Raw genomic sequence first — 16,370 nt, 5'->3', positions numbered from 1 at the left:
CTATCTGCCGTAAATCCTTAGCGCCGGATTTCGAGAATCTGCTCCCCGACCCCCGAAGCCGGCCGCCTCGAGACGATCGTAGAAATCCTTGTCCTGCTCGCGAATCCGGTCGTACACCGGTACCTGGAACTCGTGCATGATCCGGTAGGGGAGCGACGCGAACGTCAGGTCGGCCTTCTTCGTCGTCATCCCGGCGGCGACGGCCTCCTCGCTGTACAGGTCGCCGAGAGCGATGGAGCGCAGTGAGTCGGATCTGACGATGTGGGTGGACGACCGCTGGACCATCGTGGCGTCGACCCCGTTGTCGACGAGGGCTTTACAGATGTCGTGCGCCGAGTTGTTGGAGCCGATGACGACGACTTTCTTGCCGATGTAATCGTCAGGACCGGGGTGGGCGCTGGAGTGATGCTGTTCCCCGGCGAAGATGTCCTGCCCGGGCACCTCGGGGATGGCGGGCTTGCCGGACATTCCCGTGGCCAGGACGAGCTGCGTGGGATGCAACGTCCTCGCCTCACCGTCACGGTCGATCTCGACGGTCCAGCGGGCCGAGTTGTCGTCGTAGGTCGCCGAGAGGCAGGTGGTTCTGCTCCAGTACGGCACCTCCATGACCTTGGTGTAGAACTCGAGCCAGTCCCCGATCTTGTCCTTCGGCGCGAACACCGGCCAATTGTCGGGGAACGGCAGGTAGGGGAGGTGGTCGTACCAGACCGGGTCGTGAAGGCACAGCGACTTGTAGCGCTTTCGCCACTGGTCGCCCGGTCGATCGTGGCGGTCGACGACGATCGACGGCACGCCGAGTTGCCGGAGGCGCGCGCCGAGGGCGATGCCGCCCTGCCCACCACCGATGACCAGGACGTAGGGCTGTAACCCTCGCCCGAGTTCGCGCTCCTCGTCGGCTTTCTTCTCCGCCCACGAACGGGTGTCCGGGTCGGAGCCGTGCACCGCCCCCAGCACGCGTCCGGCGCCGCGTGGCTCCTCGTGGCCCTTGAGCTCCTGCAACGTCGTGAGCAGTGTCCAGGCCTTGTCCTGGCCGTCGGCGGCATCGGGTCGGAGTCGAAGGTGGCCCTCGCACCGTCCCACGGCTGTTTCGAACGAGATGAAGGCCGACACCACTCCGTCTCCGTCGTCGGATGCCGGTTCGGTCGTGCTGAAGCCGGACGGGCGGGTCTCGGCGAGTCGAGCGGTGAGCATGTCGGCGATCTGCTCATGCCCCTCGACCGTCTTGATGTTCCAGGTGAACGCCGTGAGATCACGCCAGTAGCTGTCGGTCAGGAAAGCGCTCGTCGCCCGTCCGACGTCGAGCGCCGCGAGTGCCGACTCGAACTCCGACAGCCATGTGTCGATCCGCTGTTGCGCGGAGTTGTCGATGCCGAGGGTCGGCTCCAGTGTCTGGGTCATAAGGTCTCCTTCTTCGTGCAGAGCGTCCGCGGATGGTGATGCGGACCACAATGTGGTGACCACAGGAGACGCCCCGGCCGCGTGGGGCGGCAAGGGTTGCACGGGGTTGCGAGGGCGCCCCGTGCTTTGCCGGACCGTGTGATGTGGCGCACAATCGAGATCGATGACCGCTTTCGATTCCGTATCCGACCTCGAGCCGGCTGTACAGGCCGGTGACGATCCTCGTGAGTTCGCCCATGTGCTCAGCGCTGTGCATCACGCCGCGATGTCCGGCGAGCGGATGCCCGCCCGTCCGCGCAGCGTGATCGACGACTCGTGGCGACGACTCCGCGAGGCCGGCCTCGACCCCGACACCGACGGCATGGCTGAGCGCGCACTGGAGTTCGACGAGCTCGAGGAGCGTCGCCGGGAGTCGGGGCTGGTCGAGGTCATCGACGAGTTGGCGCGCGGGTTGGAGTCGTTGATCGCCGACGGCGACAACATCCTCGTGATCGCGGATGCCGGCGGTCGTGTGCTGTGGCGGAGCGGGTCGTCGAGGGTCCTGAGCCGCGCCGATCACCTGGGGTTCGTCGAGGGCGCCGACTGGGCGGAACGCTCGGTGGGCACCAACGCCATCGGTACCGCACTGATGTCGGGCAGGCCGATCCAGGTCTTCTCCGCCGAGCACTTCGTCCGGAGCCATCATTCGTGGACGTGTACCGGTGCACCGATCAAGGATCCGAGGACGGGTGCCGTCCTCGGTGTCGTCGACGTCAGCGGCCCGGCCGCGACGATCCACCCGACCACCCTGGCGCTCGTACATGCGGTCGCCCGGCTGGCCGAGTCGCAACTGCGCGAACGACATCACCGACGTCTGGACTCACTGCGCGCAGTGGCGGCCCCGATCCTGGCCCGCTCGCCGGGGCCGGCGATGGCGGTCGATGTCGACGGCTGGGTGGCTGCGGTGGACACGTTGACCCCAAGGTCGCGGCTACTCCTGCCGCGCGGCGTCGGGCCCGGTCGGCTCTTCGTCTCGGCTTTGGGAGAGTGCCAAGTGGAGGCACTGCCGGGCGGCTGGTTGGTGCGTGTCACCGATGCCGCGGACCCGTCAACGACGCGGGTCAGCTTGCAGACGGTCACCTCCGGCTCCGGCGGCGCGCAGGTCGCCGTCACCGTCGAGGGCGCGAGCGGCGGATGGACACATCAGTGTTCCCCGCGGCACGGCGAGATACTCACCCACCTCGCACGACACCGCGGCGGCGTGACCGCGGCGCAGATGTCTGCCCACCTCTTCGGCGTCGACGACCGCACGGTCACGGTGCGGGCCGAGATGTCGCGCCTGCGCAAGCGTTTCGGCGGTCTGTTGACGGCCGGACCGTATCGCTTCGCTGATGGCGTGGACGTGCACCTCATCGACTGAGGTCGAAGTCGTTTCCGTTCAGTCGTATTCGGCGACGACCAACCCGTGATCAAAGGCGTAGACGATCGCAGCAGCACGATCCCGCAGATCGAGTTTGGTGAAGATATGGTTCACATGGCTTTTCACCGTCACCGACGAGATGCCCAGCGTCGAAGCGATCTCGGTGTTGGTCTGGCCGCGTGCGATCAACCGGAGAACATCGGATTCGCGGTCGGTGAGCTCCGGTGCGACAGGCACCTGTTCGCGTCCTGCCCGTCGGAAGCCCTGTAGCACCCGTTCGGTCACCGCGGGATCGAGGAAGGCGCCGTCACGCACCACGGCGCGAACCGCCCAGATCAACGCCTCGGCGGGGGAGTCCTTCAGGATGAAGCCCGCCGCGCCTGCCCGGAGCACCCGGGAGAGCAATACGTCGTCGTCGAAAGTGGTCAGTACCAGCACCGGTGGCGGTTCGCGGAGAGACTGCACCATCGTCGTGGCGGTGATGCCGTCGATGTTGCGCATCCGCAGATCCATGACGACGATGTCGGGCCGATGTTCGGCGATCCCGGCCAGTACCTCGGAACCGTCGGCACATTCGCCGACGATGTCGAAACCGTCACGGACGCGGAGAATCCGCCGGAGCCCGGTACGGATCAGCTCCTGATCGTCGACCAGGAGTACCCGGATCTGTTCGGTGCCGGCGTCGGTCGGCCCGAGCGATGTCACACGCTCACCCCCTTCGACCGAATCCCCTCGCTTGTGGTGCGAGCGGGCAGGGCGGCCCGCACCGACCACGTGTCGTCGGCGTGGAAGGTCTCGAGGGTGCCGCCGAGCAGAGCGGCACGCTGAGTCATTCCGTCTATTCCGGTTCCGTCGCAGGTCGGTCTACGACCGCACGGAGCGGGATTGTCGATCTCGATGGAGACGCTCTCACCGACTGTCACCGCGAGCCGCGCCCGCTTCCCGGTCGAATGCTTCACGACGTTGGCCAACGACTCCTGAGCGATGCGATAGACCGCGGCGCCGACCGGGTCGGTCAGCGAGTCCATGTCGCCGGCAACGGAATAGTCGATGTCGACTCCGGCCTTGCGATAGTCATCGACGAGTTGGTCGAGGTCATTGCCGGTCGGCGGCGGGGAGGTGGATTCCGACTGCCCGGTCTGGGCTCCCAGCACGTGCACGATCGAACGGATCTCGCTCATCGCCTGGCGACCCTGACGTTCAGCATCGGCGAGGGCGTCCACCGCCTCGTCGATGTCACGGTCCTGCTCGAGTGCGCGCCGAGCACCGGTCACGTTGAGCATCGTGATGGACAGCGAATGGGCAATCACGTCATGGATCTCGCGGGCGATGCGTCGGCGTTCGTCGCTGGCCGCCCGATCCGCGCGAGCTCGCAGGACACGGGCCTGGTTGTCGGCCAGTCGCTTCTGGATGAGGACCATGTACCCGATCAACCAGCCGCAGGCCACACCCAGCCCGTACAGCGCGGGTGCTTCGAGGTGTCCGACCGCACCGAACGCGACGATCACCGCGATGCAGACGGCGCCGACGACGAGCCCCACCCGCAGCGGGTACATGGCGGCGCCGATGGCCGTCATCAGTACGAGCTGGAGTGGGGCGGCGTCGGACGGCGTGGGGATCATCAGGAAGCAGACGGTGCTGGTGATGACCCCGAAACACGCATACGACGTCGGCGGCAGGGTGAGGTCGAGGGTGAGCGTGACGACGGCGAACGCCACCGCTGGGATCAGCCAGCCGATTCGGTCGAACGGGTACCGCTGGGCGACCGAGATGACTGTCACGACCACGCTGGCCGACAGGATGACCGCCGGGTAGAGCGGGGGATAGTCGCCGCCGGCCCGCTCGATTCGGCGGCGCAATCCCGAGCCGACACCGGCGGTGAAGTGCGTCACGGTTCAACCATAGTTCCACGCGTGGGCAGAACCTCCTCCTCGCGGTGGATCCGGCCCTCCACCCACGGGTGGAGGCAACCTCAATCCCCGGGATGGCGATCGATACGGCCGATCTTCCTAGCGTTGTGAGCAGCGGTAATCCGCCGCGATCACTCCACAGGGCGCGAGAGGACAAGACAATGGCTCTGCTCACCCGACATGATTCTCGATGGCAAAAGCTCGCCGGCGATCAGCTGCTCCCGGATCTGGATCCCCCGCGCCCGGTGGTGGTCGGCTGCAATGGCACCGAGGCCTCCCTGCGGGCAGTGAAACTCGCCGTCCGTACCGTCGGCGACTCCCGGACGCTCGTGCTGATCTGTGCGACGCGGCCGTCTCGACGCCCCGAGCCGCCCACCGACCTGCACGACGCCCTCAAGGACGAGGCGTACCTCCTGACCGGGCAGGCCTCGGTCGGCGAGCATCTGCGGACCGCCGCAGAGCTCGCGAAGTGGCATGGTGCGCGGCTGGTCACCACGACGAGCGAACACGGCAGCCCGGTCCCGGTGCTCCAGCGGGTCGCGGCGCGCGTCGGCGCCGGCGCGGTGTTCATCGGGTCCGACGGTCCGCGGCCGGGGTGGACGCCCCGCAGGCTCGGCGCCCGGCTCGACCGCGGCGTCGAACTGATCGTCACCGACGGTGCGGTTCATCACCGCCGACGCACCGCCATCCGGGAGGTGAGCGAACCGCGGGTGTCCTGGCCGGCGTCCTGGCCCGCGCCCGGTCTCGCAACACACTGAACCGTTCGCGCGCGGCACATACGAGATCCGTTCATACGGCGGGTTTCTCGATCGCGCCCAGCAGCGCGTCGACGATCTCGTTCGACGGACCTAGCGGCAGCGTGTGGTGGGTCCCGGTGCTCAGCGTCACGACGCGCGCCGTGGGCAAGGTGCTGCGGATCCGACGGGCCACCTCGGCGGTGTCATGTGCCCGACTCTGCGGGGCGAGGATCGCCGTGACCCGGGATGGGTCGGTGAGTCGAGAGAGCGCGGCCCGTCGGGGCCGCTTCGGTACGATCGTCCGAGTCTTCGGGAAACCGGCTCCTGCGCAATACATCTGGGTCCACAGCGGTTCCGGGTCGGTCCCACGTGTCTCCCACGAGAGAAACCGTCGCAGACGCGGGGGAGTGGGCGCGATGAGCGTCGGGATGGCGTGCTGCAGATAGGCGATACGGAGTCCTGCGAAACACGATGTCGGGTCGAGCAGTGCCAGGTTGCGTACGCGAGCACCGTGTTGCCCGGTCGCGAAGCCCAGCGCGATCATCGCGCCGTACGAGTGGCCGACGACGTCGACCGTGTCGGTGGCCGCGGGATGGACGGCGATGTGGGCGCTGCTGATTGCGTCGGGGATCCGGTCGAGAACGGCTGCGAGCCAGTCGAATAGCTCGGCGGGAGCTCGTGGGCTCGCAGCGCCGGGACGGGACCGTCCGGCGTCGCCGAGGAGGTCGACGGCGATGACGTGGCGACCGGTCGCCAGGTGTTCCATGACGTTCACATACGACATCGACGTGGCTCCGCCGCCCGGCAAAAGGACCAGCGGCACGGCGTCGAGGGGCACGGCGTCGGGGGTGTCCGGGCGCGGCCCGATGATCGTGACCCGGGTGATGCCGTGCGCCGTCTCGACATCGATCGGATGCCCTCCCGAGCGTGCGAGGAGCGCGTCGTAGGCGTCGAAAAACGCGATGCCCTGCGGCGTGGCGGCGAAGACGTCGAGTGTCGGGCGGACCATGGCACGAACCTCCGTCGGGGTATCTCGATTATCGAGAGACTAGATCATCGAGCGAAGTCGCGTACGGTGAACTCGTGACGAACGACGATCTGGTGCACCGGCTGCGTTCGCTGACCGTCGAACTCGATGTCTTCGGGGCCGGCTTCGCCGCCCGAAACGGGTTGCACGCCACCGATGTACGTGCCCTGATCGCTCTTCTGGACCGGGATCGGGCCGGCGCCGTCGCCTCTCCTGGGTGGCTGGCGGGGCATCTCGGACTCAACAGTGCGTCGACCACCGCGCTCATCGATCGACTGGAATCGAAGGGTCTGGTGGACCGCAGGCGCGACGACTCGGATCGTCGCCGGGTTGCGCTGCACGTCACCGACGCGGCCCAGGAGATGGGCTGGACCTTCTTCGGGCCGTTGATCGACCAGGTGATCGCGGTGGCCGACGGTTTCTCCGACGACGAACTGACCACGATCCGCACATTTCTGGACCAGGTCACCGCTGCGGTGGCGGGAGTCCGGACCCGCTGAGTGTCCTGGGTCCGCAGCCGCTGACCCTGTCCGCACACCGCTCACCTCAGGGTCGAACCGGAGCCGTCCGCCCGATGGTTACCGGAACATGACCATTGTTAATTCTGCGTTCCGGCCTGGCGTCAAAAAACCCTATGTTTGTAGTATTTGGCGAAATCCGTTTGGCGTCAGGAGATTCAGGCATGGCCACGACGAATGTGTATCCGACAGACGAGGGGGTCCCGGACCGGGACGCCCAGATGCTGGCCGAACTCGGTTATACGTCCGAATTCAAACGGGAGATGAGTCCGTGGGCGAACTTCGCCCTCGGCTTCACCTACCTGTCGCCCGTCGTCGGGATCTACACGGTCTTCGCCTATGCGATGGCACAGGCCGGCCCGCCGATGATCTGGAGCCTCGTCATCGTGGGCCTCGGGCAGTTCCTGGTGGCGCTGATCTTCAGCGAGGTCGTCGCCCAGTTCCCGGTCGCGGGGGGCGTGTATCCGTGGACACGCCGACTCTGGGGCCGGAAGTACGCGTGGATGACGGGCTGGGTGTATCTGATCGCGCTGCTCGTCACCATCGGTTCGGTCGCCTACGGATCGGGGCCGTTCATCGCGTCGCTCTTCGGCTACGAGGCGACCGCCTGGACCATCGCCCTGTGTGGTGTGGTGATGGTCGCCATCGCGACCGCCATCAACTTCCTCGGCACCAGGGTGGTCTCGGCGGCGGCCGTCTTCGGTTTCGCCGCCGAGCTGATCGGCGCCCTCGTGGTCGGCGTGTATCTGATCGCCACACACCGGCAGGTCGATCTGAGTGCCCTCTTCGACTCGTTCGGCGCCTCCGAGGGCAACTACGTCTCCGGCTTCGCGGCCGCCGCACTGATCGGTCTGTTCCAGTACTACGGCTTCGAGGCGTGCGGTGACGTCGCCGAAGAGGTGCCCAACCCGGGACGACAGATCCCCAAGGCGATGCGCCGGACCATCTACATCGGCGGTGCCGCAGCCACATTCGTCTGTCTGGCGCTCATCCTGTCGGTCTCCGACATCGGCGCGATCATCTCGGGCGAGGACACCGATCCGGTGACCACCCTGCTGACCGACGCCTTCGGCGACTTCGGCATGAAGATCATCCTGGTCGTCATCCTGATCTCCTTCCTCTCCTGTGTGATCAGCCTGCAGGCCGCCGCCAGCCGGCTCGCCTACGCCTACAGCCGCGACGACATGATCATCGGTGCGCGCCATCTCAAGAAGTTCGATGCCAAACGCGCGGTTCCGCCCTTCGCACTCCTGCTCGCCGGCGCGGTGCCGTGCCTCGTGCTGCTGCTGTCGAAATTCAGCGAGGACGCCTTCTCGAAGATCCTGAACTTCTCTGCGCTCGGTATCTACATCGCCTTCCAGATGGTCGTCCTCGCCGCGCTGCGGGCACGTCTGAAGGGGTGGGTCCCGGCGGGGGCGTACTCGCTCGGCAAGTGGGGGCTGCCCGTCAACATCGCAGCCCTCGCCTACGGCATCGTCGCGATGATCAACATGGCCTGGCCGCGCAACCCCGGAACCCCTTGGTACGACAACTACATCGTGCTGCTGTCCGGCGTGACCGTCCTGGTACTCGGCCTGCTCTACATGACCGTCCATCCGGTCCACGGAAAGAGTGACGCGCCGTATGCCGACGCGATTCCGAAGAAGACCGGGGAGTAGCGACCATGACGAACATCAGAGCTGTCGTGTACGGCGTCGGAGCGATGAACTCCGTGATCACCCGCTATCTGCTCGACAAGGACGTCGAGATCGTAGGCGCCATCTCGCGCAGTCCGGACAAGGTGGGCAAGGACCTCGGCGAGGTCACCGGACTCGACCGTCGACTCGGAGTGTCGATCAGCGACGACCCGCACGAGGTGTTCACGCGGACGAGTCCCGACATCGCGGTCGTCGCGATCACCAGCTATCTCGTGGACGCCGCGGAGCACTTCCGTATCGCACTGTCGCACGGGGTCAACGTGATCACGCTGTCCGAGGAAGCGCTCTATCCCTGGAACACCGCGCCCGAACTGACCGCGGAACTCGATGCACTCGCCAAGGAGCATGGCGTGACCATCACGGGCGGGGGTTTCCAGGACAGCTTCTGGGTGAACGCGGTCGCCCAGCTGATGGGCACGGCACACCGCATCGACTCGGTCACCGGGACGAGTTCGTGGAACGTCGACGAGTACGGCCCGGAACTGGCCGAGCTGCAGCAGGTCGGCGCGACGATCGAGGAGTTCGACGCCTGGTGCCGAGAAGCCGTGCGTCCGCCCACATTCGGCCGGATCGCTCTCGATGCGCTGGTCGCCGGAGCGGGGCTGACGCCCAAGCAGATCCTGACGCGCACCGAACCCGAACTGGCACACGAGACTCTGCACTGTGCTGCCCTGGGGATCGACGTCCCGCCGGGAAAGTGCATCGGCTTCACCGACATCGACGAGATCCGCACGGAAGAGGGCCCGGTCTTCGTCTTCCGGATGTCCGGCCGGCTGTACGGCCCCGACGACAGCGATGTCAACGAATGGACGATCCACGGCGAACCCGATCTGGTGATGTCCAACGGCACCCCGCCGACGATGGCCACCACCTGCACCCAATTGGTGAACCGTATCCCCGACGTGCTCGACGCCGACCCGGGATTCGTGACCGTCGTCGATCTGCCCAGGCTGCGCTACCGGCACGGTCGGCTGCACGACCACCTGAGCAGGTGGTCATCGGATCGTTACATCGTGCGCGAAGAACTCTAACAATAGAGTATTTGGATGGACATCATGAGTGAAGTGGACGTGGCACCGCGCGTGGCGGTGGTCGGCGCGGGACCGTCGGGTTGTTTCACCGCACAGCAACTCCGCAAGCAGTGGCCGGAGGTGGAGGTCACCGTCTTCGACCGGCTACCCACCCCGTTCGGGCTCCTTCGCTACGGCGTGGCTCCCGACCATCAGGGCACGAAGAACGTGATCCGGCAACTCTCGCGGGTATTCGACGATCGGACTCGCTTCGTCGGCAACATCGAGCTCGGCCGGAACCTGTCGATCGAGGACCTGCGAGCCGCGTTCGACGTCGTGGTCCTCGCGACGGGCCTCAGCGGAGACCGCCGTCTCGGCATCCCGGGCGATGACCTGCCCGGCATCGTGGGGTCCGGGCGCTTCACCCGATGCGTCAACGACCATCCCGCCGCCGGCGACCTGCCGACGGTGGGCCGGAGGGTGGTCCTGGTGGGCGGCGGCAACGTCGCCATGGACATCATCCGGCTGCTGTCGAAGCAGCCCGACGAATTCACCGGTTCCGATCTGCACCCGGACACCCTCGGGAGACTGAGATCGGAGGGCCCACGGCGGATCGACGTGGTGGTGCGCTCCACGCCCACCGACGCCAAGTTCGACCCGGTGATGATGCGTGAACTGGCGCACCTGGCGTCGACGGAGTTCCGCCTCGCCGATGCGGGGGTGCTCGCCACGGCAGAGTCCTCCGACCCGCGGAGTGCGGCCCTGGCCCACGTCGTCGAACGCGAGAGCCCGGCGGCACCGGCCACGACGGTGGTGTTCCACTTCGGATCGACCCCGGTCGAGGTGATCGGCACCGACCGCGCGGAGGCCGTCAAGGTGCGCACCGGCGTGCACACCACGACTCTCGCGTGCGACACCGTCATCACCGCAATCGGTTTCGAGTCGGCCGTAAACGACGACCTCGACCTGACGCTGTACCGCGACGCCGATCCGGGAGAGGATTTTCTTGCTCCGGGCCTGTACCGCACCGGGTGGCTGCACAGTTCCACCGGAGCGCTTCCCGAGATGCGGGCCCGTGCCCGGGCGTTGGCGGCCCGAATCCGCCGCGATCATGCCGGTCACCATCCGGCCCGTCCGGGTCTGGTGGCAATCCCTTACGAAGTGATCGACCGGACAGTCGATTTCGACGGCTGGATGCGGATCGACGAGGCGGAGGTCGCCTCGGCCTCGCCCGGCCGCATCCGGCAGAAGGTCCGCGAGGTCGACGCGATGCTGGCGTTGGCCCGCACCGTGCCGGCCGAATCGGTCTGCTGAGACGGCAGGCCTGCAGTGAACCCGAGAATCACCCGAACACCCGAGATGGAGTGTGGAGAATCATGACCGACGTAACTGTCCTGTTCGGAACCGAGACCGGCAACGCCGAGATGGTCGCCGACGACATCGCTTCTGCCCTGGGGGAATTCGATATCGAGGCCACCGTGGTGGGGATGGAGGACTTCGACGTCGCAGATCTGGCCGCCTCCGGCACGGTCGTGCTCGTCACCTCCACCTACGGAGAGGGTGAACTGCCGGCGACGACCCAGCCCTTCTTCGATGCGATGAAGGCGGCCGAGCCTGACCTCACGGGTCTGCGGTTCGGGGCCTTCGGCCTCGGCGACAGCACCTACGACACCTACAACAACGCGATCGACATCCTCGTCGGTGCGGTGACAGACGCAGGAGCGACACAGGTCGGCGCAACGGGCCGGCACGATGCCGCGTCCTTCCAGCCGGCGGACGGACCCGTGGCCGAGTGGGCCAAACAGTTCGCCGAAGCCCTCTCTGATCGAACTCGACGAGGAGGACATGAGATGACCGCTGCGTCCATCGATCGCGAGCTCGTGCCGTGGTCGGATCCCGAATTCAGGAACAACCCCTATCCCTGGTATAGGCGACTGCAACAGGACCATCCGGTGCACAAGCTGGAGGACGGCACCTACCTGGTGTCCCGGTACGCCGACGTGAGTCATTTCGCGAAACTGCCCATCATGAGCGTCGAACCCGGATGGGCCGACGCCGGGCCCTGGGCGGTCGCGAGCGACACCGCGCTGGGTTCGGATCCCCCGCATCACACCGTGTTGCGCCGGCAGACCAACAAGTGGTTCACGCCGAAACTGGTGGACGGCTGGGTCAGGACCACCCGTGAGCTGGTCGGCGACCTGCTCGACGGTGTCGAGGCCGGTCAGGTGATCGAGGCCAGGCGCGACCTCGCCGTCGTCCCCACCCACGTCACGATGGCACGCGTCCTACAACTACCCGAAGACGATGCCGACGCCGTGATGGAGGCGATGTTCGAGGCGATGCTGATGCAAAGCGCGGAGCCCGCGGACGGCGATGTCGACCGGGCTGCAGTCGCTTTCGGCTATCTGAGTGCGCGCGTCGCCGAGATGCTCGAGGACAAGCGGGTGAACCCGGGCGACGGCCTGGCCGATTCGTTGCTCGACGCCGCCCGCGCCGGGGAGATCACCGAGAGCGAGGCTATCGCCACGATTCTGGTGTTCTATGCCGTGGGGCACATGGCCATCGGGTACCTGATCGCCTCGGGTATCGAACTGTTCGCTCGTCGGCCCGAGGTTTTCACCGCATTCCGCAACGACGAGTCAGCACGTGCGGCGATCATCAACGAGATGGTCCGGATGGACCCGCCACAACTGTCTTTCCTGCGGTTTCCTACCGAGGACGTGGAGATCGGCGGTGTGCTCATCGAGGCCGGATCGCCCATCCGCTTCATGATCGGTGCGGCCAATCGCGACCCCGAGGTCTTCGATGACCCGGATGTCTTCGACCACACCCGCCCGCCTGCGGCCAGCCGCAACCTGTCGTTCGGTCTGGGGCCGCATTCCTGTGCGGGACAGATCATCTCGCGTGCCGAGGCAACGACTGTCTTCGCCGTGCTGGCCGAACGGTACGAGCGGATCGAGTTGGCCGAGGAACCCACCGTGGCGCACAACGATTTCGCCCGGCGCTACCGAAAACTGCCGATCGTCCTGTCCTGAAAACCGATCCGATCTCACCTGCCCGCGACCCGCGGGCAGCTCGATCCACCCGAGAGGAATCATCATGTCCGACACGCTCGCGTCCGCTGCCGCGGTCCTTCAGAAGTTCTCCCTGGACACCTTCGACGGCCTGGAGTGGGAGGTGATGGGTGTCGCGGAAGGCGGCCGAGGGGCTGCTCGCCCAGGTGCGCGACGCGGTCGACAGGGGTGCGACCCTGCACGTCGGTGGAGAGCTCGCCGAGCACGGATGGTTCACCCCGGCAGTCCTGACCGGGGTCACCCCGGACATGCGCGCTTACCGTGAGGAGCTGTTCGGCCCGGTCGCCGTCGTCTATTCGGTGTCCGACGACGACGAGGCGGTCGCTCTCGCGAACGACGTCCCGTTCGGGCTCGGGGGTGCTGTCTTCTCGAGCGACGAGCAGCGGGCGATCGCGGTCGCGTCGCGACTCGAGGTGGGTATGGCCAATGTGAACACCTCGGCCGGCGAAGGCGCCGACGTGCCGTTCGGCGGAACCAAGCGTTCCGGCTTCGGGCGGGAACTCGGACCGCTCGGCATCGGCGAATTCGTCAACCGGCGCGTCTTCTACGTGCAGCGGTGACCTTCCCGCGGGCCCGCGCGTCGACGCAGCGGGGTCTGCGCCCGCTCGCCGCACGACGGTGACCGGTCGGCGCGCGGCCCGCGGAACAGGTGTCGTGTCGATCGTCACATGACTAACCTCTAACCGGGACACGGCACATCCGATGATGTGCCGCCCGAGGACGACGGCGTCAGGGCGAAGGGCGGATCAGCGATGGGACGATACGACGAGGCGTTCACACGGGCGACCGAGGACCGTGAGGGTTTCTGGCTCGACGCGGCGTCCGCGATCGACTGGACGGTCACTCCGACGCGGGCGCTCGACGACTCCGCCGCCCCGTTCTACCGGTGGTTTCCCGACGGCGAACTCAACACCTGCCACAACGCCCTGGACCGTCATGTCGCCGCGGGCCAGGGCGAGCGGACGGCCCTGATCTGGGACTCGGCGATGGTCGGCGAGGTCCGCCGCTACACCTATGCCGAGCTCCTGGACGAGGTGTCGCGGTTCGCCGGGGCACTCGCCGCCCACGGCGTGGGCGCGGGTGACCGCGTCGTGATCTACATGCCGATGATCCCCGAGGCCGCCATCGCGATGCTGGCCTGCGCGCGGATCGGGGCCGTGCACTCGGTGGTGTTCGGCGGCTTCGCCGCACCGGAACTGGCCGCCCGCATCGACGACGCGGAGCCGGTCGCCGTCGTCACCGCCTCCGGTGGGCTCGAACCGGGCCGTGCCGTGGAGTACCTGCCGATGGTCGCCAAGGCCGTCGAACTGTCGTCGGCCTCCCCGGCGACGATCATCGTCAAGGATCGCCCCGAGATCGCGGGCAGCGCCGCCGATCACGACGGCTGGCTGGACTGGGACGAGGTGACGCAGGTTGCCGAGCCCGCGGAGCCGGTGCCGGTGGCGGCGACCGATCCGCTCTACATCCTCTACACCTCCGGAACCACGGGTAAACCCAAGGGGGTGGTCCGCGACAACGGCGGTCACGCGGTGGCCCTGACGTGGTCGATGACGAACATCTACGACATCGCCGCGGGTGACGTCTGGTGGACCGCATCCGACGTGGGCTGGGTCGTCGGGCACTCCTACATCGTGTACGCCCCGCTGCTCGTCGGGGCGACGACGGTGATGTACGAGGGCAAGCCCGTGGGGACCCCCGACGCCGGCGCCTTCTGGCGGGTCGTCGCCGATCATCGGGTGAAGGCGCTGTTCACCGCGCCGACCGCGATCCGCGCGATCCGCAAGGCCGACCCGGAGGCCGCCGAGTTGGCCGCCCACGACGTGTCGTCGTTGCAGACCCTGTTCGCGGCCGGTGAGCGCCTCGACCCGGACACGTTCACCTGGGCATCGAGGATTCTCGGGGTGCCGGTCGTCGACCACTGGTGGCAGACCGAGACCGGATGGGCGATCGCCGCGAATCTGCGTGGGCTGGAACCGATGCCGATCAAGGCCGGATCGCCCACGGTGCCGGTCCCGGGTTTCCGGGTCGGGGTCGTCGACGCCGAGGGCAAGATCGTGGGCGCCGGCGAGGAGGGCAACATCGTCATCCGACTGCCACTGCCACCGGGCACCCTGGCCGGACTGTGGCGCGACGAGGAGCGTTACCGCAAGTCCTACCTCGCAGCGTTCGACGGTTACTACCTCACCGGGGACTCCGGATACGTCGACGCCGACGGTTACGTCTTCGTGCTCGGGCGTTCCGACGACGTGATCAACGTTGCCGGACACCGGCTCTCGACCGGCAGTATCGAGGCCGTCGTGGCGTCGCATCCGGCGGTCGCCGAATGTGCGGTCATCGGCATCCACGACGATCTCAAGGGGCAGCGACCGAGTGGGTATGTGGTGCTGAAGTCCGGTGTCGAGATCGAGGCCGACACCCTGCGCAGCGAGCTCGTGGCCAAGGTGCGCAACGAGATCGGTGCGGTCGCGACCTTCCGCGACGTGACCGTGGTGCCGGCACTGCCCAAGACCCGATCGGGCAAGATCCTGCGGAAGACGATGCGGCAGATCGCCGACCACGAGGAGTACACGGTCCCGTCGACCATCGAGGACCCCGACGTGCTGACCGCACTGGCCGAACAGCTCAAGGGCTGACGGGCGCACAACATGAGCGACCGCGCCCTCCGCATCGCGATAGCCGTCGTACCCTTCGTCGGGTTGGTCGGCACGATCATCACGACGGTGATCGACGCGCTGTCCCCAGGCGGCGATCTCGGCCGGGATCTGCTCGAGAACTCGGTGCTGTGGATGATCGGCGTGCAGGGCTGGATGACCGGTTGCGGTCACATGTTCTTCGGCGAGCCGATCGCCGAATCGATCGGGTGGCAGCCGAGGACGCCGTGGCAGTGGGAGGTCGGGCTGGCCAGCCTGGCGACCGGCGTCCTGGGTGTGATCGCGTCGGGGTTCGACGACGACTTCACACTGGCCACGATCATCGCCTTCGCGGTGTTCTACCTGGGGGCCGCCGTCGGGCACGTCCGGGAGATGGTGACCAGACGGAACTTCAAGGCGGGCAACGCCGGTCCGATCTTCGTCTTCGACGTGCTGGTACCGGTGTACCTGTTCGTCTTGTATGCCGTCGTGACGTAGCGGAGACTTGGCGGGTGCACGCAGACCAGCACGGCGAGCTGCCCGTCGACCCCGATGAGCGTCCGCCGCATCTTCGCGCCCGGGCGCTCGTCTGGGTGTTCGCCGGCGGGCTGTGCGGCACCGGCCTGCGGTACTTGGCCGAGCAGACCTTCCCGGCGGTCGACGGGCAATGGCCGTGGGCGACCTTCGGCGTCAACATCGCGGGCGCGTTCATCCTCGGCGCGCTGCTGGAAGTCCTTGCGCGACTGGGCCCCGACGACGGGTGGCGTCAGCGGGTGCGACTGTTCGGCGGTACCGGCATCTGCGGTGCGTTGACGACGTACAGCGCATTCGCCCTCGAGATCACAGATCTCGCACGGGCTTCGGCGGTGGTGACCGCGTTTGCCTATGCGGTGGTCAGCGTCGTGCTCGGGGTGTTGGGGGTCGGGGAGCAGATTGACGAAATCCGGCGCTAAGGGGCAATCGCCGAGCG

At 67.1% G+C, this 16,370-nt stretch carries 13 protein-coding genes and 2 pseudogenes; 11 read left to right on the top strand and 4 right to left on the bottom strand.

Features of this window, described 5'->3' with window-relative positions; all coding sequences use genetic code 11:
• Positions 1-54: 54 nt before the first annotated feature.
• Positions 55-1,398: pseudogene (locus M1L53_RS32400) on the bottom strand (NAD(P)-binding domain-containing protein); the annotation flags it as partial.
• A gap of 163 nt (positions 1,399-1,561) precedes the next feature.
• Here M1L53_RS32400 and M1L53_RS32395 point away from each other — a divergent pair.
• Positions 1,562-2,797 carry a helix-turn-helix domain-containing protein gene (locus M1L53_RS32395; protein ID WP_100055152.1) on the top strand — a complete coding sequence of 412 codons (1,236 nt, stop codon included), beginning with the start codon at positions 1,562-1,564 and terminating at the stop codon, positions 2,795-2,797.
• A gap of 18 nt (positions 2,798-2,815) precedes the next feature.
• Here the strand turns inward: M1L53_RS32395 and M1L53_RS32390 are convergent, their stop codons facing one another.
• Together M1L53_RS32390 and M1L53_RS32385 are read right to left on the bottom strand one after the other, a co-directional pair.
• A complete protein-coding gene (locus M1L53_RS32390) occupies positions 2,816-3,502 on the bottom strand; it encodes a response regulator transcription factor (protein ID WP_100055153.1) in 687 nt (228 codons plus the stop codon).
• Positions 3,499-4,689, bottom strand: coding sequence for a sensor histidine kinase (locus M1L53_RS32385; RefSeq protein ID WP_100055154.1), 1,191 nt, complete (start codon positions 4,687-4,689; stop codon positions 3,499-3,501). The genes M1L53_RS32390 and M1L53_RS32385 overlap by 4 nt, the downstream gene beginning before the upstream one ends.
• A gap of 179 nt (positions 4,690-4,868) precedes the next feature.
• Between M1L53_RS32385 and M1L53_RS32380 the strand changes: the two genes are divergently transcribed.
• On the top strand, positions 4,869-5,465 hold the full coding sequence (locus M1L53_RS32380) for a universal stress protein (RefSeq protein ID WP_100055155.1): 597 nt from the start codon (positions 4,869-4,871) through the stop codon (positions 5,463-5,465).
• Positions 5,466-5,496: 31 nt separating this feature from the next.
• Here the strand turns inward: M1L53_RS32380 and M1L53_RS32375 are convergent, their stop codons facing one another.
• Positions 5,497-6,453: an alpha/beta fold hydrolase gene (locus M1L53_RS32375; protein WP_100055156.1), complete on the bottom strand. Its 957-nt coding sequence runs from the start codon at positions 6,451-6,453 to the stop codon at positions 5,497-5,499.
• A 74-nt stretch (positions 6,454-6,527) separates the two neighbouring features.
• Between M1L53_RS32375 and M1L53_RS32370 the strand changes: the two genes are divergently transcribed.
• From M1L53_RS32370 to M1L53_RS32330, 9 genes and pseudogenes are all read left to right on the top strand, one after another.
• On the top strand, positions 6,528-6,971 hold the full coding sequence (locus tag M1L53_RS32370) for a MarR family winged helix-turn-helix transcriptional regulator (RefSeq protein WP_100055157.1): 444 nt from the start codon (positions 6,528-6,530) through the stop codon (positions 6,969-6,971).
• A gap of 239 nt (positions 6,972-7,210) precedes the next feature.
• Positions 7,211-8,647, top strand: a complete 1,437-nt coding sequence (locus M1L53_RS32365; protein ID WP_261949448.1) for an APC family permease — start codon at positions 7,211-7,213, stop codon at positions 8,645-8,647.
• 5 nt (positions 8,648-8,652) lie between these two features.
• Entirely contained in the window at positions 8,653-9,717 is a 1,065-nt protein-coding gene (locus tag M1L53_RS32360) for a dihydrodipicolinate reductase (protein ID WP_100055159.1), read from the top strand.
• Between the two features lie 15 nt (positions 9,718-9,732).
• Positions 9,733-11,010 carry an FAD-dependent oxidoreductase gene (locus tag M1L53_RS32355; RefSeq protein WP_100055160.1) on the top strand — a complete coding sequence of 426 codons (1,278 nt, stop codon included), beginning with the start codon at positions 9,733-9,735 and terminating at the stop codon, positions 11,008-11,010.
• Between the two features lie 62 nt (positions 11,011-11,072).
• Positions 11,073-12,731, top strand: coding sequence for a cytochrome P450 (locus M1L53_RS32350; RefSeq protein ID WP_100055161.1), 1,659 nt, complete (start codon positions 11,073-11,075; stop codon positions 12,729-12,731).
• A gap of 152 nt (positions 12,732-12,883) precedes the next feature.
• Positions 12,884-13,330: pseudogene (locus M1L53_RS32345) on the top strand (aldehyde dehydrogenase family protein); the annotation flags it as partial.
• A 192-nt stretch (positions 13,331-13,522) separates the two neighbouring features.
• Positions 13,523-15,403 carry a propionyl-CoA synthetase gene (locus tag M1L53_RS32340; RefSeq protein WP_100055163.1) on the top strand — a complete coding sequence of 627 codons (1,881 nt, stop codon included), beginning with the start codon at positions 13,523-13,525 and terminating at the stop codon, positions 15,401-15,403.
• Positions 15,404-15,415: 12 nt separating this feature from the next.
• Positions 15,416-15,898, top strand: a complete 483-nt coding sequence (locus tag M1L53_RS32335) for a DUF6790 family protein (RefSeq protein ID WP_100055164.1) — start codon at positions 15,416-15,418, stop codon at positions 15,896-15,898.
• A gap of 14 nt (positions 15,899-15,912) precedes the next feature.
• The gene (locus M1L53_RS32330) at positions 15,913-16,353 is read left to right on the top strand and encodes a CrcB family protein (RefSeq protein ID WP_160093629.1); all 441 of its coding nucleotides are present in this window, start codon (positions 15,913-15,915) and stop codon (positions 16,351-16,353) included.
• Positions 16,354-16,370 lie beyond the last annotated feature (17 nt).

Source organism: Rhodococcus sp. T9N (genome assembly GCF_024436645.1).
Classification (GTDB): Bacteria; Actinomycetota; Actinomycetes; order Mycobacteriales; family Mycobacteriaceae; genus Rhodococcus_F; species Rhodococcus_F qingshengii.
Note: the sequence above shows the minus strand (reverse complement) of the source record. Positions and strands in the feature narration are given on the sequence as shown.

What these genes read in the sequence shown, in the direction of transcription:
- M1L53_RS32355 (WP_100055160.1), top strand. Translation starts at nt 9,733, where the DNA reads ATGGACATCATGAGTGAAGTGGACGTGGCACCGCGCGTGGCGGTGGTC.
- M1L53_RS32395 (WP_100055152.1), top strand. Translation starts at nt 1,562, where the DNA reads ATGACCGCTTTCGATTCCGTATCCGACCTCGAGCCGGCTGTACAGGCC.
- M1L53_RS32375 (WP_100055156.1), bottom strand. Translation starts at nt 6,453, where the DNA reads ATGGTCCGCCCGACACTCGACGTCTTCGCCGCCACGCCGCAGGGCATC.
- M1L53_RS32350 (WP_100055161.1), top strand. Translation starts at nt 11,073, where the DNA reads ATGACCGACGTAACTGTCCTGTTCGGAACCGAGACCGGCAACGCCGAG.
- M1L53_RS32360 (WP_100055159.1), top strand. Translation starts at nt 8,653, where the DNA reads ATGACGAACATCAGAGCTGTCGTGTACGGCGTCGGAGCGATGAACTCC.
- M1L53_RS32380 (WP_100055155.1), top strand. Translation starts at nt 4,869, where the DNA reads ATGGCTCTGCTCACCCGACATGATTCTCGATGGCAAAAGCTCGCCGGC.
- M1L53_RS32335 (WP_100055164.1), top strand. Translation starts at nt 15,416, where the DNA reads ATGAGCGACCGCGCCCTCCGCATCGCGATAGCCGTCGTACCCTTCGTC.
- M1L53_RS32340 (WP_100055163.1), top strand. Translation starts at nt 13,523, where the DNA reads ATGGGACGATACGACGAGGCGTTCACACGGGCGACCGAGGACCGTGAG.
- M1L53_RS32365 (WP_261949448.1), top strand. Translation starts at nt 7,211, where the DNA reads ATGCTGGCCGAACTCGGTTATACGTCCGAATTCAAACGGGAGATGAGT.